Consider the following 17,195-nt stretch of genomic DNA (forward strand, 5'->3'; position numbering starts at 1 on the left):
TTTACCTGAATTATAGCGCTTGGCTATGTAATAAAGAGGCGAGAAGTAATGGTAGGATTAATGTCATGTCATCTATTCTAAAAATAGCCCGGACAAATGCGACAATTGACAAAGATAAATCCAGAATAAAATATACATAATCATACCATTTAATGGTTCTAACATACTATATACTCCAATAATATCCAAATGATACAATTGATATGGGTTATGTAAATTAACTTTTATAAATATCTGGAGGTGTTAGCGTGGTTAGAATGGGGAAAAAATTTGTAATATTCTCTTCTATCATTGCTGCTTTTATGACTGTAGCAGCGCCAGTATCTGCAAGTCCTATCTCACAGACAGAATCTGAGATAACGCCTCAATATTGTAACCCATGTAAAGTAAAAGCGGGTTATATGTACCCAAAAAGTCAGTATAGCAGAGACTTTTTCACGCCATTACATTACATTACAGTTGATGGAGTGGAGTACTTTTTTTGGTACATAGATGATGATAAATCTACAGCAACACATTGGTATACTGTTTGGAAAGAAGAATAACGAAAAATCCTTGGGGTTTAAATAACCTCAAGGTTTTTTTGTATACATAATAAGGCTGTGATGTAACGAAATTGCGTAAATGTTTTAACATCACGTCGGCTAAGATCGGAGGACACTATAAATGACAACGACTCGTAAAAAGCTTGAAGGTAACGGTCTTTGGGAATCCAGCCGGATGATGCTTCCGGAACATAAAGAAACTATCATCCGCCGGCAGCTGGAAGAGGGAAGGAAGAATAAACCGGTTCTTGATCCGCAGGAAATGGAATTGATTGAGCAGGCGCTTGCAGAGTCATTTCATATGCACCGTACAATCAAATTGCGTTTATTCGATGAATATGAGGACCAGGAACTGACCGGCACTGTATCCGTAATTCACACTTACCGACGTGAAATCAAGCTGGCTACCGGAATAGGCGAATGGGAATGGATCAAGATTAATGACATAGTTTCGGCAAATTGAAAATACTCGGCAAATGTAATCCCGTTGGCGTAGAGAGGTCAAATAAGACCAAAAAGTGGTCTTAAAAGTAGTGTCTAACTGACTATGTCCCCCAATTCGTCCCCAAAAGTGAAATTCAGATAGACAACCATTAGAAGAAAAGAAAAAAGCCCTTGCTATGCAAGGACTCCTTGTGATGATCTGTAGTGGGCTCGAACCACTGACCCCTACCCTGTCAAGATAGTGCTCTCCCAGCTGAGCTAACAGATCATGAAATATTTAAAAAGGTAATTCATATATTACCAGCAGACAAGGCGGCTGTCAATGGTTTTCTCGTTATAAAATACCACGTTCCGGTTCAGACTAAATACAGCATGATTTTGCCAATGAAGGAGCGTGAATGGCATGACAGGTGGGAAATCCCATCGTATCAAGCGAGCAGGACTGGTGCTCTCGTTATTGGCGGTATCTATTGCGGGCGGCGGCTGCAGTGTCCCGGAAAGAACATCGGTGCAATTGGAGCCGCTGCATGCCCCTGCAGCGCCCGTGATGCTGGATGTGTACGGGCGTTCCGTCGATCGGGATGTATATTCCAAGCAGGGAAGCGGGGCGCTGGAGCCGGTATCCCCGATGGATGCGGCGGACACGTTAAGGGATCTTCATCCATAAAGAGCTCCAGGAACGGCATTATGCTTAACGCGGAGCCAACCATCATGATGATCTGCACGAACAGTGAGCAGAACAAACCGCCGGCTGGCAGGCTGGCGGTTTGTCGTAAGACGGCCGATGCTATTCCTCATCCCATTTGCGGGAATAACCTTTTTTGATCGTCCAGAAGGTGGGATAGATGATCAGGGCAGCAATGACCACAGCCCAAAATATCGTGGCTCCCATGCTCATAAAGGCAATGCTCCTTTCATGAAGACGTTAGCTTCTACTACTATACAGGAAAACGAATATTTTGTATAATATCTCGACCTGCGATATCACGAGGAATTGATTCTACATAAAGAGGTGTTGAAATGGCAGCAGAAATCATCAATGTATCAACGGAAGAGCAGTTGCAGCAGGCGCTGGATATCCGAAAGGATGTGTTTGTCCTAGAACAGAAGGTGCCGATCGATTTGGAGATCGATGATTACGACCGCCTGGAATCGGATGCACACCATGTCTTGATCAAGTCGGAGGGGCAGTACGCCGCAACCGGGCGTATTACCTATTACAATAAGGATTCCGCCAAAATGCAGCGGATCGCGGTGCGGAAGCCGTTCCGTTCCAAAGGGATTGGCCGTGTGCTGATGATGGCGCTGGAAGCGCAGGCTCGTGAACTAAAACTGCAATATTCCGTGCTCGATGCACAGGTGCAGGCAGAGGCTTTTTACCGCAAGCTGGGGTATGAGACGATTTCGGACGAGCCGTTTGATGATGCAGGCATTCCCCATGTTCGCATGAAAAAGGAATTGTAGGCCTATAACCAAACCAAATAAGATACCGGTCATTAACGCATCGTCCCCAAAAAAGAAAAGACCTCGAGCATCGCCTCGAGGTCTTTTTGCGCATAAATTAGAACGTCGGCAAATTGTCCAGGTTGTTGCTTGGATCGCCATCCGCATTGGAACGAAGATGTTCGTCTCCATCACGTCCACGGAATACGTTCAGGTTCTTGATTTCCTTATTCTTGGCCATCTGTTGGGCCGTCTTGTAGTCCACGACGCTGCCGTTATCCAGCTTAAGTTCGATGATGTCGCCATCACCATTTTTACGTACGCCTACAACTTCTTGTTGTCCTTGATCCATATGAATCGCCTCCCGGCCTTATTATTCCCGGGAACCCTCGTAAACTATGCATTGACGCATATTGAACTACAATTCGTATACCCGCTGCTGCTCCACGAATTCCATGTTTCCGGTCTTGCCGATGAAAGCTTCGACCTCATCGCTGTAATGCATCAGATAGGTACGCTCCTGAATTTCTTGAGGCAGGCTGAGCAGTTCATCGAGTGTCGTATGCACCTCGCCCGGACCCTGCAGCTGGCATTCATGCAGAATCACTTCGCAATCCCGTTCATTTACCAATTGCTTCAGCAGGATGGGGTCGAATACCATGTCCGCGCTGTAAAAAATCCGATCGTTCAAATAAAGCGAATAGCTGTCTTTGCCCGGAATATGCTGCGTATGAATCAGCTCCACCGAGATTCCGGATGAAATAGCGGCCTTCACGCCCGGTTTCAAAGGATGCACGTCAAATACATCCTGGAGGGAAGAAATATGTCCCTGCTGATATAAGCCGCCCTTGAGTGTATGTTCCCATATCGGTTCCACCAGCGCTTCAGCAATATAGAGCGGGAGTTTGCGATCGTATTTCATCTTCATAATAAATGCAAGCTCCTCCAACCCGCCAACATGGTCGGCATGAATATGCGTAATGAGCACGGCGTCCACATCGTTAAACGTCTTATTTATTTGATGCAGCGCCAACGGAGCAGTGATCCCGCAGTCGATGAGCAGCGTGAAATTTCCGTCATGAATCAGTGCGTTATTGTTATAGTAGTTCTTGGCAAACGCACTGCCGGTGCCAAGCATTTGCAATGTCAGTGTCAATGGATGAAACCTCCTGATGAAATGATGTATAGTCCAAGTATGCTTATGTGTATTTTAACGAATTTCTTGTGTATTTACACGGAGTATATGCTCGAAACGGAGCCGTAATGCCGCAAAAATCGTGATAGGATCAAGCCTTGAACCACGAGAAAAAAATTTTACCACAAAGTGCAAAATTGTCCGCAACTTGTTTTTTGACATGTAGTATACACATATAACAACAAGAAGAGCCAATGGAGGGAACGTATGAAATGAAGTGGAAAAAAGTGATGGCATGTATGCTAGTGCTCTCTTTAATGGGTGGCAGCACCCTTTTGTTTGCGGATTCCGTCAATGAACGTGTTCGTGTTTGGCTGAACGGACGCGAATTGAAGGATGGCGGATATTTGATTGATGGCAAAACCTATGTGCCGGTCCGGGAATTTGACGGGGCTGTGGACTGGAATTCGGCGAATGGACAAGTCCAGGTCGTCAAGCCGAATGTGCATATTTTTCTCTTTAAAGGAGATACTGTATTCGGCAACGTAAACAAAGGCAAGCTGAAATTCAATGTATTTAGCCAGGTAGACAGCTTAAACAACAATATTCATGCCGTAAAAGTAGCGATCGAGGATCCTTCGGGCAATATCAAGGACATCCAGTCCCAGGAAGTGAAGGACCGCAAGGATAACTTCTGGTTCCGAACCTATGATTTCACATACGATTTCAAAACGGCCGGAAAATACTCGGTAGGCTTTTATGTAAAAGTCAAATCGGATGACGGTTTTGTGAAAGTTGCGGAGAAAGTGATTACCGCCCTAAATTGATGGGTCCATAGCCGCTTGGCAAAAATTGACCTGAAGAAGCTATCCGTGATACGATACGAAAGTATGATAATTTAACCGAAGTGAGGTTTTTTCAATGAGCGAACACAAACATGAACACGGAGATGCTTGCGGCTGCGGTCACGATCATGACCACGACCACGAACATGAAGAGTTTGTGCTGACATTGACGGATGAAGAAGGAAAAGAAGTAGAGATGGTTCTCGTGGAGACATTTGATGTCGGCGAGAAGCTTTACGCGCTTTTGCTTGAACGCGAGAATCCGGAAGCGGACGGCGTCATTCTACGTATGGAAGAAGAGAACGAGGAAATGGTTCTTTACAATATTGAGGACGAAGACGAATGGAATGAAGTAGAGGCGGTTTACAACGAACTGGTCGCTGCTGCAAACCAGGAGTAACACTCCCTAACGAAAAACCCGATGCGAACCACTCGCACCGGGTTTTTTGTATTTTGCCTTAGAATATAGGATCCGTTTCCACGATGACTTTCACATTCTGAATGCTGCGATCCTCAGGACCTTTGACAGGCAGGCCGACATCGACATGATCGGTAATGTAATCGATGTTTTCCTGGGAAATCACTTCGCCCGGAAGCAAGATCGGAATTCCCGGCGGGTAGACATAGATGAATTCGGCAATAATGCGTCCGGCCGATTCCTTGAACGGCACGACCTCCGTATCCCCATAAAACGCATCGCGGGGAATGAGCGACAGCTGCGGAATTTCCGGCGTTTTCACGACCAGCTCATTAATTTCGTTCACGTGCATGTACTGGTCCGAAAGCTCGCGGAGCGCCGTCAGCAGAATATCGATCGTCTCCCGATTGTCTCCCGGTGTAATGAGGCACAAAATGTTGTACATATCGCTGAGCTCCACTTCAATATTGTAGTGGTCCCGCAGCCAGTTCTCGGTTTCATATCCCGTAATGCCAAGATGGCGTACATGAACGGTCAACTTGGTCGGATCATAGGAGTACGTTGCTTCTCCGCCCAGTATTTCCTTCCCGAAGCAGTACAGGCCTTCGATTTTGTTGACTTCGTTTCGTGCATATTGCGCCAATTCAATCGTCCTTGCAGCCATTTCCCGTCCATGCAGCGCCAGGCTCCGGCGAGAAGTATCCAGCGATGCCAGCAGGATGTAGGAGGTCGACGTTGTGGTCAGCATACTGATGATGGTCTGCACGCGGTAAGGATTGATGTATCCGTTCTTGGTGTTCACGTTCAGCACGGAACTTTGGGTCATCGATCCGCCGAGTTTATGAACGCTGGTTGCAGCCATATCGGCACCGGCTTCCATCGCCGACATCGGAAGTTCTTCATGAAAATGGATCAGAACCCCGTGCGCTTCGTCCACAAGCACGGGAACGTTGTAGCTGTGGGCCAAATCGACGATTTCCTTCAGGTTAGCGCTCACCCCGAAGTACGTCGGATTGATGACCAGTACGGCTTTGACGTCAGGGTGACGCTTTAGCGCTTTCCGTACGGAGCTGATCGTGATCCCGTGATCGATCCCCACATTGGAATCCTGGGCAGGCGATACGAACACAGGCTTGGCACCGGTAAAGATGATGGCGGAAAGCACGGATTTATGAACGTTGCGCGGTACGATGATTTTATCGCCGGGCGAGCATACCGACATGATCATGGTCATGATCGCTCCGCTTGTCCCTTGGACACTGAAGTAAGTGTGGTCGGCACCGAATGCGTCGGCGGCCAGCTTCTGGGCTTCTTCAATGACGCCTGTAGGCTGATGCAAATCATCCAGCGGCGCAATATTGATCAAATCTATAGAAAAGGCGTTATCCCCTATAAATTCCCTGAATTCGGCATCGGTGCCGAGGCCCTTCTTATGTCCCGGAATGTGAAATTGCACGGGGTTTTTGGCCGCGTGTTCTTTAAGCGCGGTGAAGAGCGGTGTACGACTGTGGTCCATGGACGTTGTCACAACCTTTCCTTATGTTTATTTTGTTATGATTTGTTGATTTCTGTTTTTATATAAACAAAATTGAGTATAGCAAAATAGGGGGGGAATGCAAGAAGAATGACCGGCTTTTTTTGCACGGCCCGGCAGCGCTTCATACTTTGGACATATAAAGGCGGAGGGATGCGTTCTTCATCGTTCCTTCATTAAAATATCATCCATAAGATAAACGTCTATCGACGTACTTTCTCAGAAGACAGACCGCGGTTAAAGGAAGTTTTTCTTGCGATTATTGAATTGTTTAGCTTCGCTGAAAATTTATAAATTCTATAATCTTAAAAAAAGAGCTGCAACAGCAGCCCTTTACATCAATATATCATGCTCATTAAAACGCCATTTTATAAAGCGGCAGCAGCGTCTCAAACGTCTCCTGCACTTTTTGCACCAGCTCGTCCCCTTCAAGCTTGACGGCTTCCTCGCGCGGAATGCGCAGTCCGCACATGACCTCAGCTTTTTTCACCTGTTTCAGCTTCTCAATGAGGCGAACGAAATCCTCCTCGCTCATGTCCTGGTGAGGGGTGCCGGCCGGATTCATATGATCCATGGACCAATAGAAATGTTTAGGCAGCGCCTTCGCTGTTTTCTTGAGCTTGGCTTCCAGGTTGCCGGCAAATACGGTTTTGTTGGGGCTTTCGTAAATAATCGCGAAGATGACAAACAGATGGGTTCCGAACATGCCCACCTCAAAATGAGGCAGCGCTTTGTAGCCCCGTTTGCTGGCAGCCCATGCGACCCAGGTGTCAATCGGGGGATTAACGGTTCGTCTTGCATGCTTGGCCACATGCACGAACATCTCTTCCCCGACCAGCGCGGACACATAGGGGGCAAGCTCGGCCCCCAGCGTCTCAAGCTTGGGTCTTACCCGTTCAATGAGAACCTCCATACGGGCTTCGAGCCCTGGAACGGAGAATACGTCGAAATCCTGATCTTTAAATCCGGTAACCGTCATGAATGTGATGGCCTCCCTGTTGTTTATGATGAACACTTACTAAACTCGGCTTTTGGATAACCCATTATACCATAAGGCAAGTGGACGTCAGGCATGACCCAGGAAAGTTTCACCGTATTTTCATGCGGGTTAAAAATAGTCAATAAACCAAGTTACCGTTACATAAGATGGAGTATAAGATATAGATAAGACAACATCAAAAGCAGCCATGGGGGAAATCTTCACCGTCGTTTTTCAGATCGGTAGTAAACCGGAGGAGGGAGTGCCGTGAATAAGAGCGAGGAAGTGGAGTATTGCAACCTGGAGCTCCGGTTTGATCGCCGGCATATCCAGGACCTAATCAAGGAATTGATCCAGGAAGGATATTCGCTTTACTGGAGCGAGAATGAAACGCAGTTTGTCATTTCGATCCGAACCGGACGCAAGCTGGTAAAGCTGCGGTTTCAACGGACAGGAAGCGGTTTTAAGCTGGTAGGCGATTATATGATCCGCGATCCCAAGCTTGCGGAATGGATGGAGAAATTGATCGAGAATACCCGTGGCCACGCTGTCGTCAAACGTTTCAAGGACCGGCAGATATTGATCGAGAATATTTTGTTTGGCGAGGTTATAAGGCTGGTGGAAATATCCGGTTACCGGCAGCGTGTGCTGTTTCAGAAGGGGACGCCGATGACGGAGCAGGAAATGGTGCGGTTGTTCGAATCGGATGAGGGGGAACAGCGGCTCCTTCTGTCCAGGCTGGAAACCGATGATGAGCTTGAGAAGCTCCATGCCGCCCTGCAAGAGGGGAATCAGGACAAAATCGCGGCCTGCAAGCAAAGACTCCGCGAGCTTTCCTTGGAGCTGATGAGGCTGGAGTGGTAATTCACTTCATCGAACGATACAAGAGTAAAGCACGAACAACACTCCGAAACCGAAGGGGTGTTTTCGCGCGTGTTCTCATTTTGTGACAGGGGTTCACTTGTCAAATGAAAAACGTTAATATAAGATTATTGCAAATCATCTCGTAGGGATGGGTTGTTTAAAAATATATTGGAGCAAAGGATGGAGAACCAGATGTCAAAACAACAAATCGGTGTGATTGGCCTTGCTGTAATGGGAAAAAACCTGGCCCTGAACATCGAAAGCAAAGGCTTCACCGTTTCCGTATATAACCGCTCTCCGCAAAAAACGGAAGATATGCTGAAGGAAACCGAAGGCAAGCAAGTGAAAGGAACGTTCTCGATCGAAGAATTCGTGGATTCCCTTGAAACTCCTCGCAAAATCCTGATCATGGTACAGGCAGGACAAGCTACGGACGCTACGATTGAACAGCTGATTCCTCATTTGGACCAAGGCGATATCATCATCGACGGCGGTAACGCTTATTTCCCTGATACGCAGCGCCGCAGCAAAGAGTTGGCTGAAAAAGGCTTTAACTTTATCGGTGCAGGCGTTTCCGGCGGCGAAGAAGGCGCATTGAAAGGCCCATCGATCATGCCAGGCGGACAGGAAAGTGCCTATAAGCTGGTTGAGCCTATTCTGACAGCCATTTCCGCGAAGGTTAACGAAGAGCCTTGCTGTACATATATCGGACCGGACGGTGCCGGCCATTATGTAAAAATGGTTCACAACGGTATCGAATATGGCGATATGCAGCTCATTTGCGAAGCGTATCAATTGCTGAAAGACGTACTCGGCCTCGATGCGAAGGATCTTCACGGAATCTTCACGGAGTGGAACCAAGGCGAACTCGACAGCTACCTGATCGAGATCACGGCTGACATTTTCTCCAAATACGACGAAGAAACCGGCAAGCCGATGGTTGACGTCATCCTGGATACGGCGGGTCAAAAAGGAACAGGCAAATGGACAAGCCAAAGCTCCCTGGATCTGGGCGTGCCGCTTTCCATGATCACCGAATCCGTATTCTCCCGTTTCCTCTCCGCGATGAAAGAAGAGCGCGTTGCGGCAAGCAAAATCCTGAATGGTCCAAAAACGGCTGCATTTGACGGCGACAAAGCCGAGTTCATCGAAAATGTGCGCAAAGCGCTGTTTGCGAGCAAGATCGTATCCTACGCTCAAGGCTTCGCACAGCTTCGCGTAGCATCCGATGAATACGGCTGGAACCTGCAATACGGCAACCTCGCTAAAATCTGGCGCGGCGGCTGCATTATCCGTTCCCGCTTCCTGCAGAACATCACCGATGCGTATGAGAACAATCCGGAGCTTAAGAACCTGCTGCTGGATCCGTTCTTTACCGATATAATCGAATCCTATCAAGATGCATGGCGTAAAGTTGTAGCTTCCGCGGTATCCTTGGGCATTCCGGTGCCTGGATTCTCCAGCGCGCTTGCATACTACGACAGCTACCGTACGGCGAACCTGCCAGCGAACCTGCTGCAGGCTCAGCGCGACTACTTCGGAGCGCACACCTTTAAACGCGTTGACAAAGAAGGAACCTTCCACTACAACTGGATGGAGTAATCCTGCTCTTTTATCGGCAGCATGATCGACTCATTCCGGATGGACTAATTCTGCTCTCTTGCAGCAGTATGGATACCGTCCTCAGGGATCGAGGGCATCGATTCAAACGTGCGGGCTCCAGTAGGGGAGATAGCCTCCGCCAGCTCGGGAAGCCCGTGCATGGCTTCTAAGAGACAGGTGCGGATGTCGCCGTTCTTTGTGTGAAAGTGGTTTCCGCTTCCGAGCAAGAGCAGCGCGGCTTCGCAATAACTGTTGAAATTTTGCAGCAACCGTGGCTTTGAAAGATCTTGCAGCGCAGGATCCTTCAGAGCCACTTTTTTTTGGACAAAATGAAGCACCCACATCACGTCCTCGCGGCATAGCGGGTAGGATGGATCGAGCATCCGGCGGATCCGCTTGGCCGAGGAAGAGAGTCCGGTTGGATGAAATGGCACCATGGGTTCATTCCCTTCTTCTAATCTTGCATTCTTGTAACAGTGTATGATGCTTGGGAATAAGATAGACTCCATAAATAGGGGCTTGGCTTGAGACATTTGGATTACAATTTAGAGAGTCGGGTCCATTGTCGAAAGATTTGGGGCTGTGGTATGATATGAACAACCTTTACAGTGAAGCAGCGAATGGGGTGTGAAATTGGATAAGCTGGGTAGAAACATCATTCTGATCGGGATGATGGGTACGGGCAAGTCAACCGTGGGGCGTCTCGTGGCAGACTCGCTCGGCTACAACTTGATAGATCTGGATGCGGAAATTGAGAGAATGGAAGGCAGAACGATTTCCGAGATGTTTGAAAAGGATGGAGAGCCGTATTTCCGCGAGGCTGAATCCGCTGCATTGCGCAGCGTTTTGCTCCGGGATGGAATCGTCCTGGCATCCGGCGGCGGAGCCGTCCTTCGTTCCGACAATTGCGACGTAATGAAACGCGGCGGCTGGGTCGTTGCCCTCACAGCGGATGCCGCCAGCATCGTGGAACGCGTACGGGGCGATGCCAACCGGCCGCTGCTTGCGGGCGATGTCGAAGAGAGGGTTCGGCGCATCCTCGATGAGCGAAAGGACAAATACCGGTTTGCGGACGTGATGGTGGATACGGTTGGCCGATCCGCGGATGAAGTGGCGGCTGACATTTTAACGCATTACCGCGGCTAAGATGATAAGCGGACCCGGCTTGGAATGGTGATGGATGAGATTTTAATCAAGGGAGTTTGCGAGCGGGATCAACTCAAGCACAAACACAAGCAAAAAAAGGCGGGGATCATGTTCATCCCGCACCTTCTTTACGGCTTGCCTATACTTCATCGTCATGCCATTGCAGCATGCCGCCCTTCATGTTGATCACGTTGTTCAAGCCTTGGTGATTGAGAAATTCGCATACGTGTTGACTGCGTCCGCCGCTGCGGCAGATAAAGACAACCTCTTGGTCGCGCGGAATTTCGTCCAGGCGGTTCGGAATCTCGCCCATCGGGATATGCTTGGCACCGCTGATCATCCCGGCGGCAACCTCTTCATCCTCGCGGACATCAATCATGTACACCTGTTCGCCGTTTTGAAGCCGGCTTCTAAGCTCCGAAGTTTCCATTTGAGGGATCGGTTTCATCATATAGACCTCTTTTCTTAGCATAAATGAGTAAGATCGCAAACGATCTGATTTTCCGGTTCACATGAACTATGATAACCAAGCGGTTCTTTCCCTGTCAATTTATCCTAGGGAGATTGTAATGCTGGTAATCGCAACACTATATACAAGGGAGAGATACATACGATGGATGTTATCGTCAGGCCTACGCCTATTTTAAAAGGGGAAATCGGAGCACTGTCCTCCAAGAACTATACCACCCGTTACCTGCTTGTGGCTGCCCTAGCGGAAGGAACGAGCACGATTTATTACCCTGCCCACAGCGAGGATAGCGATGCGATGAGACGCTGTATCCGGGATCTCGGAGCCGTGATCGAGGAGGACGAGGAAAAAGCCGTGATTACGGGCTTTGGCAAATCGCCGCGGGATGTGAAGGAGCTGAACGTTGGCAACGCCGGTGCCGTCCTGCGCTTCTTGATGGGTGTAACGGCATTGTCTAAAGAGGTTACCTTCGTCAATGCGTACCCGGAATCACTGGGCAAGCGTCCTCATGACGATCTCATTGAGGCCCTTGGCCAATTGGGCGTGGAAGTGGAGCATAACGATGGCAGGCTGCCCATCACGATTCGCGGCGGCCAACCGAAGGGCGGCAAGCTCACCGTTTCAGGCGAAGTAAGCTCGCAGTATTTAAGCGCCCTGTTGTTCTTGACTCCATTGCTTGCCGAAGACAGCGAGATCACCGTTACCGGAGATCTGAAATCCAAGGTCGTGATCGGTCAGACCCTGGAAGTGCTGGAGCAGGCCGGCATTACGATTCACGCAGCGGACGACTATACGTTCTTCCGGGTTCCCGGAGGGCAATCCTACGAAGCCAAGACCTATACGGTTCAAGGCGATTATCCGGGGTCTGCTGCCGTGCTGGCGGCTGCCGCGGTTACGCAGTCCGATGTAACGATCCGCAATCTGTCGGAGGACAGCAAGCAGGGCGAGCGCGCCATTATCGACGTTCTTCGAATGATGGAGGTTCCGCTCACGCATGAGAACGGAAATGTCCATGTGCAGGGCAACCGCACCCTGAAGGCGCTCCAATTCGACGGAGACGCGGCGACGGACGCGGTGCTCGCGATGGTGGCGGCAGCCGTGTTTGCCGAAGGGACCTCCCGGTTCTACAACGTGGAGAATCTCCGTTACAAGGAATGCGACCGGATTACGGATTATTTGACCGAACTGCGTAAAGCAGGAGCCAACGTGGAGGAGCGCCAGGCCGAGATTATCGTTCATGGCCGTCCGGGCGGCGTCGAGGGCGGGGTTGAGATCAATGCCCATTACGATCACCGGGTGATCATGGCCCTCACGGTGGTCGGGCTGCGCGCAGGACAGCCGATCCGGATCAAGGACGCCCACCATGTAGCCAAGTCGTACCCGCAATATTTTGATCACATGAAGGCGCTTGGCGCCGATGTAGAATGGGTAAAATAGAGGAATAGGCCAAGATTCTCATCGATAAGGAACGGAAAGGTGGTCATGAACCATGGCATTTGAAAATCCTACGCGCGAAGAAATCGCGGATATTTTACGAAATGCGGGCAATATCGCTGTCGTTGGCCTGTCTGATCGGCCGGACCGCACATCCCATATGGTTTCTGCCGCGATGCAGCAACGCGGATACCGGATCATCCCGGTAAACCCTGGTGCAGCCGAAATCCTCGGCGAGAAAAGTTATCCTTCCCTGAAGGACATTCCCGAGCCGATCCATATCGTCAATGTGTTCCGGCGCAGCGAATACTGCGCCGATGTAGCACGGGAAGCCGCCGAGATCGGTGCGAAGGTGCTCTGGCTGCAGCAGGGAATCATCAGTGAGGAGGCGGCGGCCATCGCCGAAAGCAGCGGCATGATCGCGATTATGGACCGCTGCATCAAGGTCGAGGATTCCATCGCATTGGGCGGCCGTTAAACTTCAAAGCGCATTTCGGAAGAATAGGCAAGTCTTGCGTAGAAAACAGCCGGTGGCAGACTGGACATGGTCCGGTTCTGTCGCCGTTCTGTTAGCAGGGCTTGCTTTTGCTATGGGCATTTGCCCTTAATTCTTTTTGACAAAAACAGGCGCAGCGCTTACCATCAAGGATAGAAAGGAGGGCTCGCCTTGAATTGGTTGGGATCGTTGCAACAGCTGGGCAGAGCAGTCATGCTCCCTACAATGGCGCTTCCGGCGGCAGCTCTCCTGCTTAGCGTGGGGAGTTTGCCATGGTCGGCGTGGGGCTTCGGAACCTTGGGCGAAATCGCTCAGGCAGCGGGGCACGGGGTGTTTTATTACATGCCGTATTTATTTGCCATTGGCGTCGCATGGGGACTCTCGAATCAGGGAGGTCCCGCCGGACTCGCCGCCCTTGCCGGCATGTTCATCTATGATCAGGTCATATCCCGTCTGGGAGACGGGAGCGTACAGCCCTCGACCTTGATCGGCATTATATTTGGGGTAATGTCCGGTTACGTGTATAACCGGTTCAAACATATTAAGCTTCCCGAAGCCATACAGTTTTTTGGAGGCTCCAGATTTGTACTGCTGTTCATGGGATTGTTCTCAACGATATTCGCTTGGATCATGCTGGGGACAGCACCCCTTGTGCAGCGCGGGTTAGATGCTTTTTATGATCTTACCGTACATATGGGAGCTTTCGGTTTGTTTCTATACGGAATTTTGTACCGCGTGCTCACGGCCTTCGGTCTGCATCACTTGTTAAACAATGTGTATTGGTTTCAGCTGGGCTCCTACGAGACGGAGGATGGTACCGTCGTGCAGGGAGATCTGCCCCGGTTCTTCGCGGGGGATCCCACGGCCGGCGACTTCATGGCCGGTTTGTTCCCGATCATGATGTTTGCCCTGCCGGCGATCGCGTTTGCCATTATCCAGGAAGCGCGTGAAGATCTGAAGCCGAAAGTGAAAAAGACGTTTATGCGGTCCGCGCTTGTCTGTTTTTTGACCGGGGTATCGGAGCAGATCGAGTTCGCGTTTTTATTTGCGTCTCCATATCTGTATGTGCTCCACGCCTTGATGGCCGGTTTCGCGATGGTGCTTACCTATGCATTTGACATCCATCACGGTTTTTCGTACTCGGCCGGATTCATCGATTACGTGCTCAACTTCCATTTATCGCAGAACGCCTGGATCATCATACCGATCGGGGCCGTGTACGGCATCGTCTACTATTTTCTGTTCCGCTGGGCGATACGCACCTTCGAAATCCCCACGCCGGGGCGCGAGGAGGGCTCGGCGCTGGAAGGCCGGGCAGGCGATATTCCCTATCAGGCGCCGCTCATTCTGGAGGCGCTTGGAGGCAAAGACAACATCGTTCAGGTGCAGTCCTGCATGACGCGTCTGCGATTGACCGTATACAATGATCGTCAGATTGATTCTGACGCACTGAAATTGCTCGGTTCAGCCGGCATTATCAAGCTGGGCGGGGGGAACGTGCAAGTGGTGTTCGGGACGTATTCCGAGCTCATCCGCGAAGAGATAAACAAGCTGATGCAGCAGGATTTGCCGCGCGTTCTGTTCAGCGCGCCCGTACAGGGACGCATGCTTCCGATTGACGAAGTGCCGGATGATATTTTTGCCGCGAAGCTGGTCGGCAACGGCGTCGCCTTCATACCGGAAAAAGGAGAGCTTGTATCACCGGTATACGGCACGGTCATGCACGTGTATCCGACGATGCATGCCATCGGGATTTCAACGCCGGAAGGGCTTGAGGTATTGATTCATATCGGGATCGACACTTCCCAGTTGAAAGGACCGTTTACGGCTGTGGTCAGCGAAGGGGATACCGTTGAACCGGGGCAACTGCTGGTCAAGTTCGATTTGGCGTATTTAAAGACACATGCCGCATCGCTGGCCACGCCAATGGTAATCACCAATCCCGATAAAGTAAGATCCTGGAGCTATGCTCCGTTCAAGACCGTGAAAAGAGGACAGTCATCTGTCATGTCCGTCGTATTAAATGAGAGTAATGCTGGGGGTAGAGAATCATGATACAAGGCATTGGCGCAGCAACAGGCGTAGCTATCGGTAAGGCTTTCGTACTGCCGCATTGGGAGCTGGATCTTCCGGATTCCGAAATGGACGCTGTCGATTTAGCCAAAGAGTTCGAGCGCTTATATGAAGGCATACGAACCTCCAAGAATGAAATTGAATACATCAAGAACGAATTCAAGGAAATGGTGGGGCACGAGGAGTCGCAGATTTTTGACGCGCATCTGGCCATACTGGAGGATCCCGTGTTCATGAACGAAATTCAAGGGATCATCGAGCGCCAGTACAAGGCTGCCGAGGTGGCGGTAAAAGAGGCGATCGATCATTTCGTATCCATGTTCGATCTGCTGGACGACGAGTACATGAAGGAGCGGGCGCTTGATATTAAGGATGTCGGCAATCGGCTGCTGAAGCATCTTCTTGGTGCTCCCGAAGTGAAGCTCCCGGCCGATACGCAGCCTTACATTTTGGTTGCGAAGGAGCTCTCCCCGTCGCAGCTCGTTCACCTGAATCCTTCCCACGTTCTTGGTATCGTGACGATGACCGGCGGCAAGACCTCTCATTCGGCGATCATGGCCCGCGCGCTGGGCATACCGCTCGTTTCGGGGATCGAGAACAAGCTGGATAAACCGATCCAGACCGGACAGCAGTTGGTGGTGGACGGAGATGAGGGGGTGCTCTATTTGGAGCCTGACACGCTCATCGTGGAGCGGTATGAAGGCATCCGGGACCAGCAGCGGAAAAAGAAAGAGCAGCTGCAGCTCCTGGCAGCCGTTGATGCGGTAACCAAGGACGGAACATACTTTAACCTGGCCGCGAACATGAACTCCGTTAAGGAAATGGAGATTGCGCTGAAGAACGGCGCGCAGGGAGTCGGATTGTTCCGAACGGAGTTTTTGTATATGGACCGGCACAACTTCCCGACGGAGGAGGAGCAGTTCGAAGTGTATAAACTGGTTGCGGAGAACGCAGGCCAGGCGTCCGTCGTGATTCGTACGCTGGATATTGGCGGCGATAAGCAGCTGGATTATTTCGCGCTTCCGGAAGAAGAAAACCCCTTCCTCGGGTACCGCGCCATCCGCATCAGCTTGGACCGAACCGAACCGTTCCAGACCCAGCTTACCGCGATTCTGAGAGCCAGCGCATACGGCAACGTCAAAATCATGTATCCGATGATTTCATCGGTAGAAGAAGTCAAGCAGGCCAATGCCGTGCTGCGGCGTGCCATGGCCGATTTGGACCGACGCGGCATCGCCTATGATCCGAACATCAAGGTCGGCATCATGATCGAGGTGCCTGCAGCGGTCACGATCTCGGATTTGCTGGCAGAAGAGGCCGATTTCTTCAGCATCGGGACCAATGACCTGGTTCAGTATGTTCTGGCCGTGGACCGGATGAACGAGCAGATCGCGCATATGTATCATCCGTTTCATCCTGCCATTTTGCGCATGCTCCGGACGACGGTGGAGGCTGCCCATGGGGCAGGGATTCCAGTCAGCGTGTGCGGAGAACTGGCAGGAGACGAAAGAGCGATTCCGCTGTGGCTTGAGCTCGGCGTTAAGGATTTGAGCATGTCTCCGCAATCCCTGCTCCGCGTGAAGCATCGCATTTTGAATACGAATGCTGCAGAAGCGAAAGGAGAAGCGGCGGCTTGCTTCAAGCTGCGTACCAGCTCCGCTGTCGAAGAACGTCTTAGCGCTTTTGCCGAACGGAGCAGTTATCGGAACGGAACCAACGGGACGGACAGCACGGCGTCTTAACCGTTAAGATAGGGATCATCGACTTT

19 protein-coding genes and 1 tRNA gene are annotated in these 17,195 nt (G+C 50.5%); 13 read left to right on the top strand and 7 right to left on the bottom strand.

Translation table 11 applies throughout. The features are described from left to right. Positions 1-248: 248 nt before the first annotated feature. Both MHI43_RS09530 and MHI43_RS09535 read left to right on the top strand, forming a co-directional pair. Positions 249-545 (top strand): hypothetical protein, encoded by a 297-nt coding sequence (locus MHI43_RS09530; protein WP_036665950.1) that lies wholly within the window; start codon positions 249-251, stop codon positions 543-545. 121 nt (positions 546-666) lie between these two features. Further along, positions 667-1,008, top strand: a complete 342-nt coding sequence (locus MHI43_RS09535) for a YolD-like family protein (protein ID WP_015734294.1) — start codon at positions 667-669, stop codon at positions 1,006-1,008. A 176-nt stretch (positions 1,009-1,184) separates the two neighbouring features. Here the strand turns inward: MHI43_RS09535 and MHI43_RS09540 are convergent. Beyond that, positions 1,185-1,257: transfer RNA gene (locus MHI43_RS09540), tRNA-Val, on the bottom strand. A 135-nt stretch (positions 1,258-1,392) separates the two neighbouring features. On the opposite strand from MHI43_RS09540, the gene MHI43_RS09545 reads away from it, so the two are divergent. Next, positions 1,393-1,656, top strand: coding sequence for a hypothetical protein (locus tag MHI43_RS09545; protein ID WP_036665949.1), 264 nt, complete (start codon positions 1,393-1,395; stop codon positions 1,654-1,656). 353 nt (positions 1,657-2,009) lie between these two features. After that, positions 2,010-2,453 carry a GNAT family N-acetyltransferase gene (locus MHI43_RS09550; RefSeq protein WP_015734297.1) on the top strand — a complete coding sequence of 148 codons (444 nt, stop codon included), beginning with the start codon at positions 2,010-2,012 and terminating at the stop codon, positions 2,451-2,453. A 97-nt stretch (positions 2,454-2,550) separates the two neighbouring features. Here the strand turns inward: MHI43_RS09550 and MHI43_RS09555 are convergent, their stop codons facing one another. Next, positions 2,551-2,784 (bottom strand): DUF3892 domain-containing protein, encoded by a 234-nt coding sequence (locus MHI43_RS09555; RefSeq protein WP_036665947.1) that lies wholly within the window; start codon positions 2,782-2,784, stop codon positions 2,551-2,553. 66 nt (positions 2,785-2,850) lie between these two features. Beyond that, positions 2,851-3,588, bottom strand: coding sequence for an MBL fold metallo-hydrolase (locus MHI43_RS09560; protein ID WP_036665946.1), 738 nt, complete (start codon positions 3,586-3,588; stop codon positions 2,851-2,853). A 251-nt stretch (positions 3,589-3,839) separates the two neighbouring features. Here MHI43_RS09560 and MHI43_RS09565 point away from each other — a divergent pair, with 251 nt between their 5' ends. Beyond that, positions 3,840-4,394, top strand: a complete 555-nt coding sequence (locus tag MHI43_RS09565; protein ID WP_015734300.1) for a copper amine oxidase — start codon at positions 3,840-3,842, stop codon at positions 4,392-4,394. A 94-nt stretch (positions 4,395-4,488) separates the two neighbouring features. Next, complete coding sequence (locus tag MHI43_RS09570) at positions 4,489-4,812, top strand: DUF1292 domain-containing protein (RefSeq protein ID WP_009589641.1); 324 nt, start codon at positions 4,489-4,491, stop codon at positions 4,810-4,812. Positions 4,813-4,870: 58 nt separating this feature from the next. Here the strand turns inward: MHI43_RS09570 and MHI43_RS09575 are convergent, their stop codons facing one another. Both MHI43_RS09575 and MHI43_RS09580 read right to left on the bottom strand, forming a co-directional pair. Continuing rightward, a complete protein-coding gene (locus MHI43_RS09575) occupies positions 4,871-6,346 on the bottom strand; it encodes an aminotransferase class I/II-fold pyridoxal phosphate-dependent enzyme (RefSeq protein WP_036665945.1) in 1,476 nt (491 codons plus the stop codon). Between the two features lie 373 nt (positions 6,347-6,719). After that, complete coding sequence (locus MHI43_RS09580; protein WP_009589608.1) at positions 6,720-7,343, bottom strand: DUF1054 domain-containing protein; 624 nt, start codon at positions 7,341-7,343, stop codon at positions 6,720-6,722. A gap of 267 nt (positions 7,344-7,610) precedes the next feature. On the opposite strand from MHI43_RS09580, the gene MHI43_RS09585 reads away from it, so the two are divergent. Together MHI43_RS09585 and gndA are read left to right on the top strand one after the other, a co-directional pair. Beyond that, complete coding sequence (locus MHI43_RS09585) at positions 7,611-8,207, top strand: hypothetical protein (RefSeq protein ID WP_015734302.1); 597 nt, start codon at positions 7,611-7,613, stop codon at positions 8,205-8,207. Positions 8,208-8,399: 192 nt separating this feature from the next. Then, positions 8,400-9,809: an NADP-dependent phosphogluconate dehydrogenase gene (gene gndA, locus MHI43_RS09590; protein WP_175320731.1), complete on the top strand. Its 1,410-nt coding sequence runs from the start codon at positions 8,400-8,402 to the stop codon at positions 9,807-9,809. Between the two features lie 44 nt (positions 9,810-9,853). Here the strand turns inward: gndA and MHI43_RS09595 are convergent, their stop codons facing one another. After that, a complete protein-coding gene (locus tag MHI43_RS09595; RefSeq protein ID WP_036665944.1) occupies positions 9,854-10,246 on the bottom strand; it encodes a hypothetical protein in 393 nt (130 codons plus the stop codon). A gap of 190 nt (positions 10,247-10,436) precedes the next feature. Here MHI43_RS09595 and MHI43_RS09600 point away from each other — a divergent pair, with 190 nt between their 5' ends. Then, positions 10,437-10,955: a shikimate kinase gene (locus MHI43_RS09600; protein WP_036665943.1), complete on the top strand. Its 519-nt coding sequence runs from the start codon at positions 10,437-10,439 to the stop codon at positions 10,953-10,955. A 139-nt stretch (positions 10,956-11,094) separates the two neighbouring features. On the opposite strand, the gene MHI43_RS09605 is transcribed toward MHI43_RS09600, so the two are convergent. Next, on the bottom strand, positions 11,095-11,403 hold the full coding sequence (locus MHI43_RS09605; RefSeq protein ID WP_175320732.1) for a rhodanese-like domain-containing protein: 309 nt from the start codon (positions 11,401-11,403) through the stop codon (positions 11,095-11,097). 165 nt (positions 11,404-11,568) lie between these two features. On the opposite strand from MHI43_RS09605, the gene aroA reads away from it, so the two are divergent. The 4 genes from aroA to ptsP all read left to right on the top strand — a co-directional run bounded on the left by aroA (position 11,569) and on the right by ptsP (position 17,169). Continuing rightward, positions 11,569-12,861, top strand: coding sequence for a 3-phosphoshikimate 1-carboxyvinyltransferase (aroA, locus tag MHI43_RS09610; RefSeq protein ID WP_036665942.1), 1,293 nt, complete (start codon positions 11,569-11,571; stop codon positions 12,859-12,861). A 52-nt stretch (positions 12,862-12,913) separates the two neighbouring features. Then, positions 12,914-13,336 (top strand): CoA-binding protein, encoded by a 423-nt coding sequence (locus tag MHI43_RS09615; protein ID WP_009589621.1) that lies wholly within the window; start codon positions 12,914-12,916, stop codon positions 13,334-13,336. 189 nt (positions 13,337-13,525) lie between these two features. After that, complete coding sequence (locus tag MHI43_RS09620) at positions 13,526-15,409, top strand: glucose PTS transporter subunit IIA (protein ID WP_036665939.1); 1,884 nt, start codon at positions 13,526-13,528, stop codon at positions 15,407-15,409. Continuing rightward, positions 15,406-17,169: a phosphoenolpyruvate--protein phosphotransferase gene (ptsP, locus tag MHI43_RS09625; protein ID WP_036665938.1), complete on the top strand. Its 1,764-nt coding sequence runs from the start codon at positions 15,406-15,408 to the stop codon at positions 17,167-17,169. Before MHI43_RS09620 ends, ptsP begins: the two co-directional genes overlap by 4 nt. Positions 17,170-17,195 lie beyond the last annotated feature (26 nt).

This window comes from Paenibacillus sp. FSL H8-0457 (assembly GCF_038051935.1).
GTDB lineage: Bacteria > Bacillota > Bacilli > Paenibacillales > Paenibacillaceae > Paenibacillus_AQ > Paenibacillus_AQ lautus_A.

Bases quoted from the DNA above. Each gene is read 5' to 3' on its own strand.
- MHI43_RS09535 (WP_015734294.1), top strand. From the start codon at position 667: ATGACAACGACTCGTAAAAAGCTTGAAGGTAACGGTCTTTGGGAATCC.
- MHI43_RS09545 (WP_036665949.1), top strand. From the start codon at position 1,393: ATGACAGGTGGGAAATCCCATCGTATCAAGCGAGCAGGACTGGTGCTC.
- MHI43_RS09550 (WP_015734297.1), top strand. From the start codon at position 2,010: ATGGCAGCAGAAATCATCAATGTATCAACGGAAGAGCAGTTGCAGCAG.
- MHI43_RS09555 (WP_036665947.1), bottom strand. From the start codon at position 2,784: ATGGATCAAGGACAACAAGAAGTTGTAGGCGTACGTAAAAATGGTGAT.
- MHI43_RS09565 (WP_015734300.1), top strand. From the start codon at position 3,840: ATGAAGTGGAAAAAAGTGATGGCATGTATGCTAGTGCTCTCTTTAATG.
- MHI43_RS09570 (WP_009589641.1), top strand. From the start codon at position 4,489: ATGAGCGAACACAAACATGAACACGGAGATGCTTGCGGCTGCGGTCAC.
- MHI43_RS09575 (WP_036665945.1), bottom strand. From the start codon at position 6,346: ATGGACCACAGTCGTACACCGCTCTTCACCGCGCTTAAAGAACACGCG.
- MHI43_RS09580 (WP_009589608.1), bottom strand. From the start codon at position 7,343: ATGACGGTTACCGGATTTAAAGATCAGGATTTCGACGTATTCTCCGTT.
- gndA (WP_175320731.1), top strand. From the start codon at position 8,400: ATGTCAAAACAACAAATCGGTGTGATTGGCCTTGCTGTAATGGGAAAA.
- MHI43_RS09595 (WP_036665944.1), bottom strand. From the start codon at position 10,246: ATGGTGCCATTTCATCCAACCGGACTCTCTTCCTCGGCCAAGCGGATC.
- MHI43_RS09605 (WP_175320732.1), bottom strand. From the start codon at position 11,403: ATGAAACCGATCCCTCAAATGGAAACTTCGGAGCTTAGAAGCCGGCTT.
- aroA (WP_036665942.1), top strand. From the start codon at position 11,569: ATGGATGTTATCGTCAGGCCTACGCCTATTTTAAAAGGGGAAATCGGA.
- MHI43_RS09615 (WP_009589621.1), top strand. From the start codon at position 12,914: ATGGCATTTGAAAATCCTACGCGCGAAGAAATCGCGGATATTTTACGA.
- ptsP (WP_036665938.1), top strand. From the start codon at position 15,406: ATGATACAAGGCATTGGCGCAGCAACAGGCGTAGCTATCGGTAAGGCT.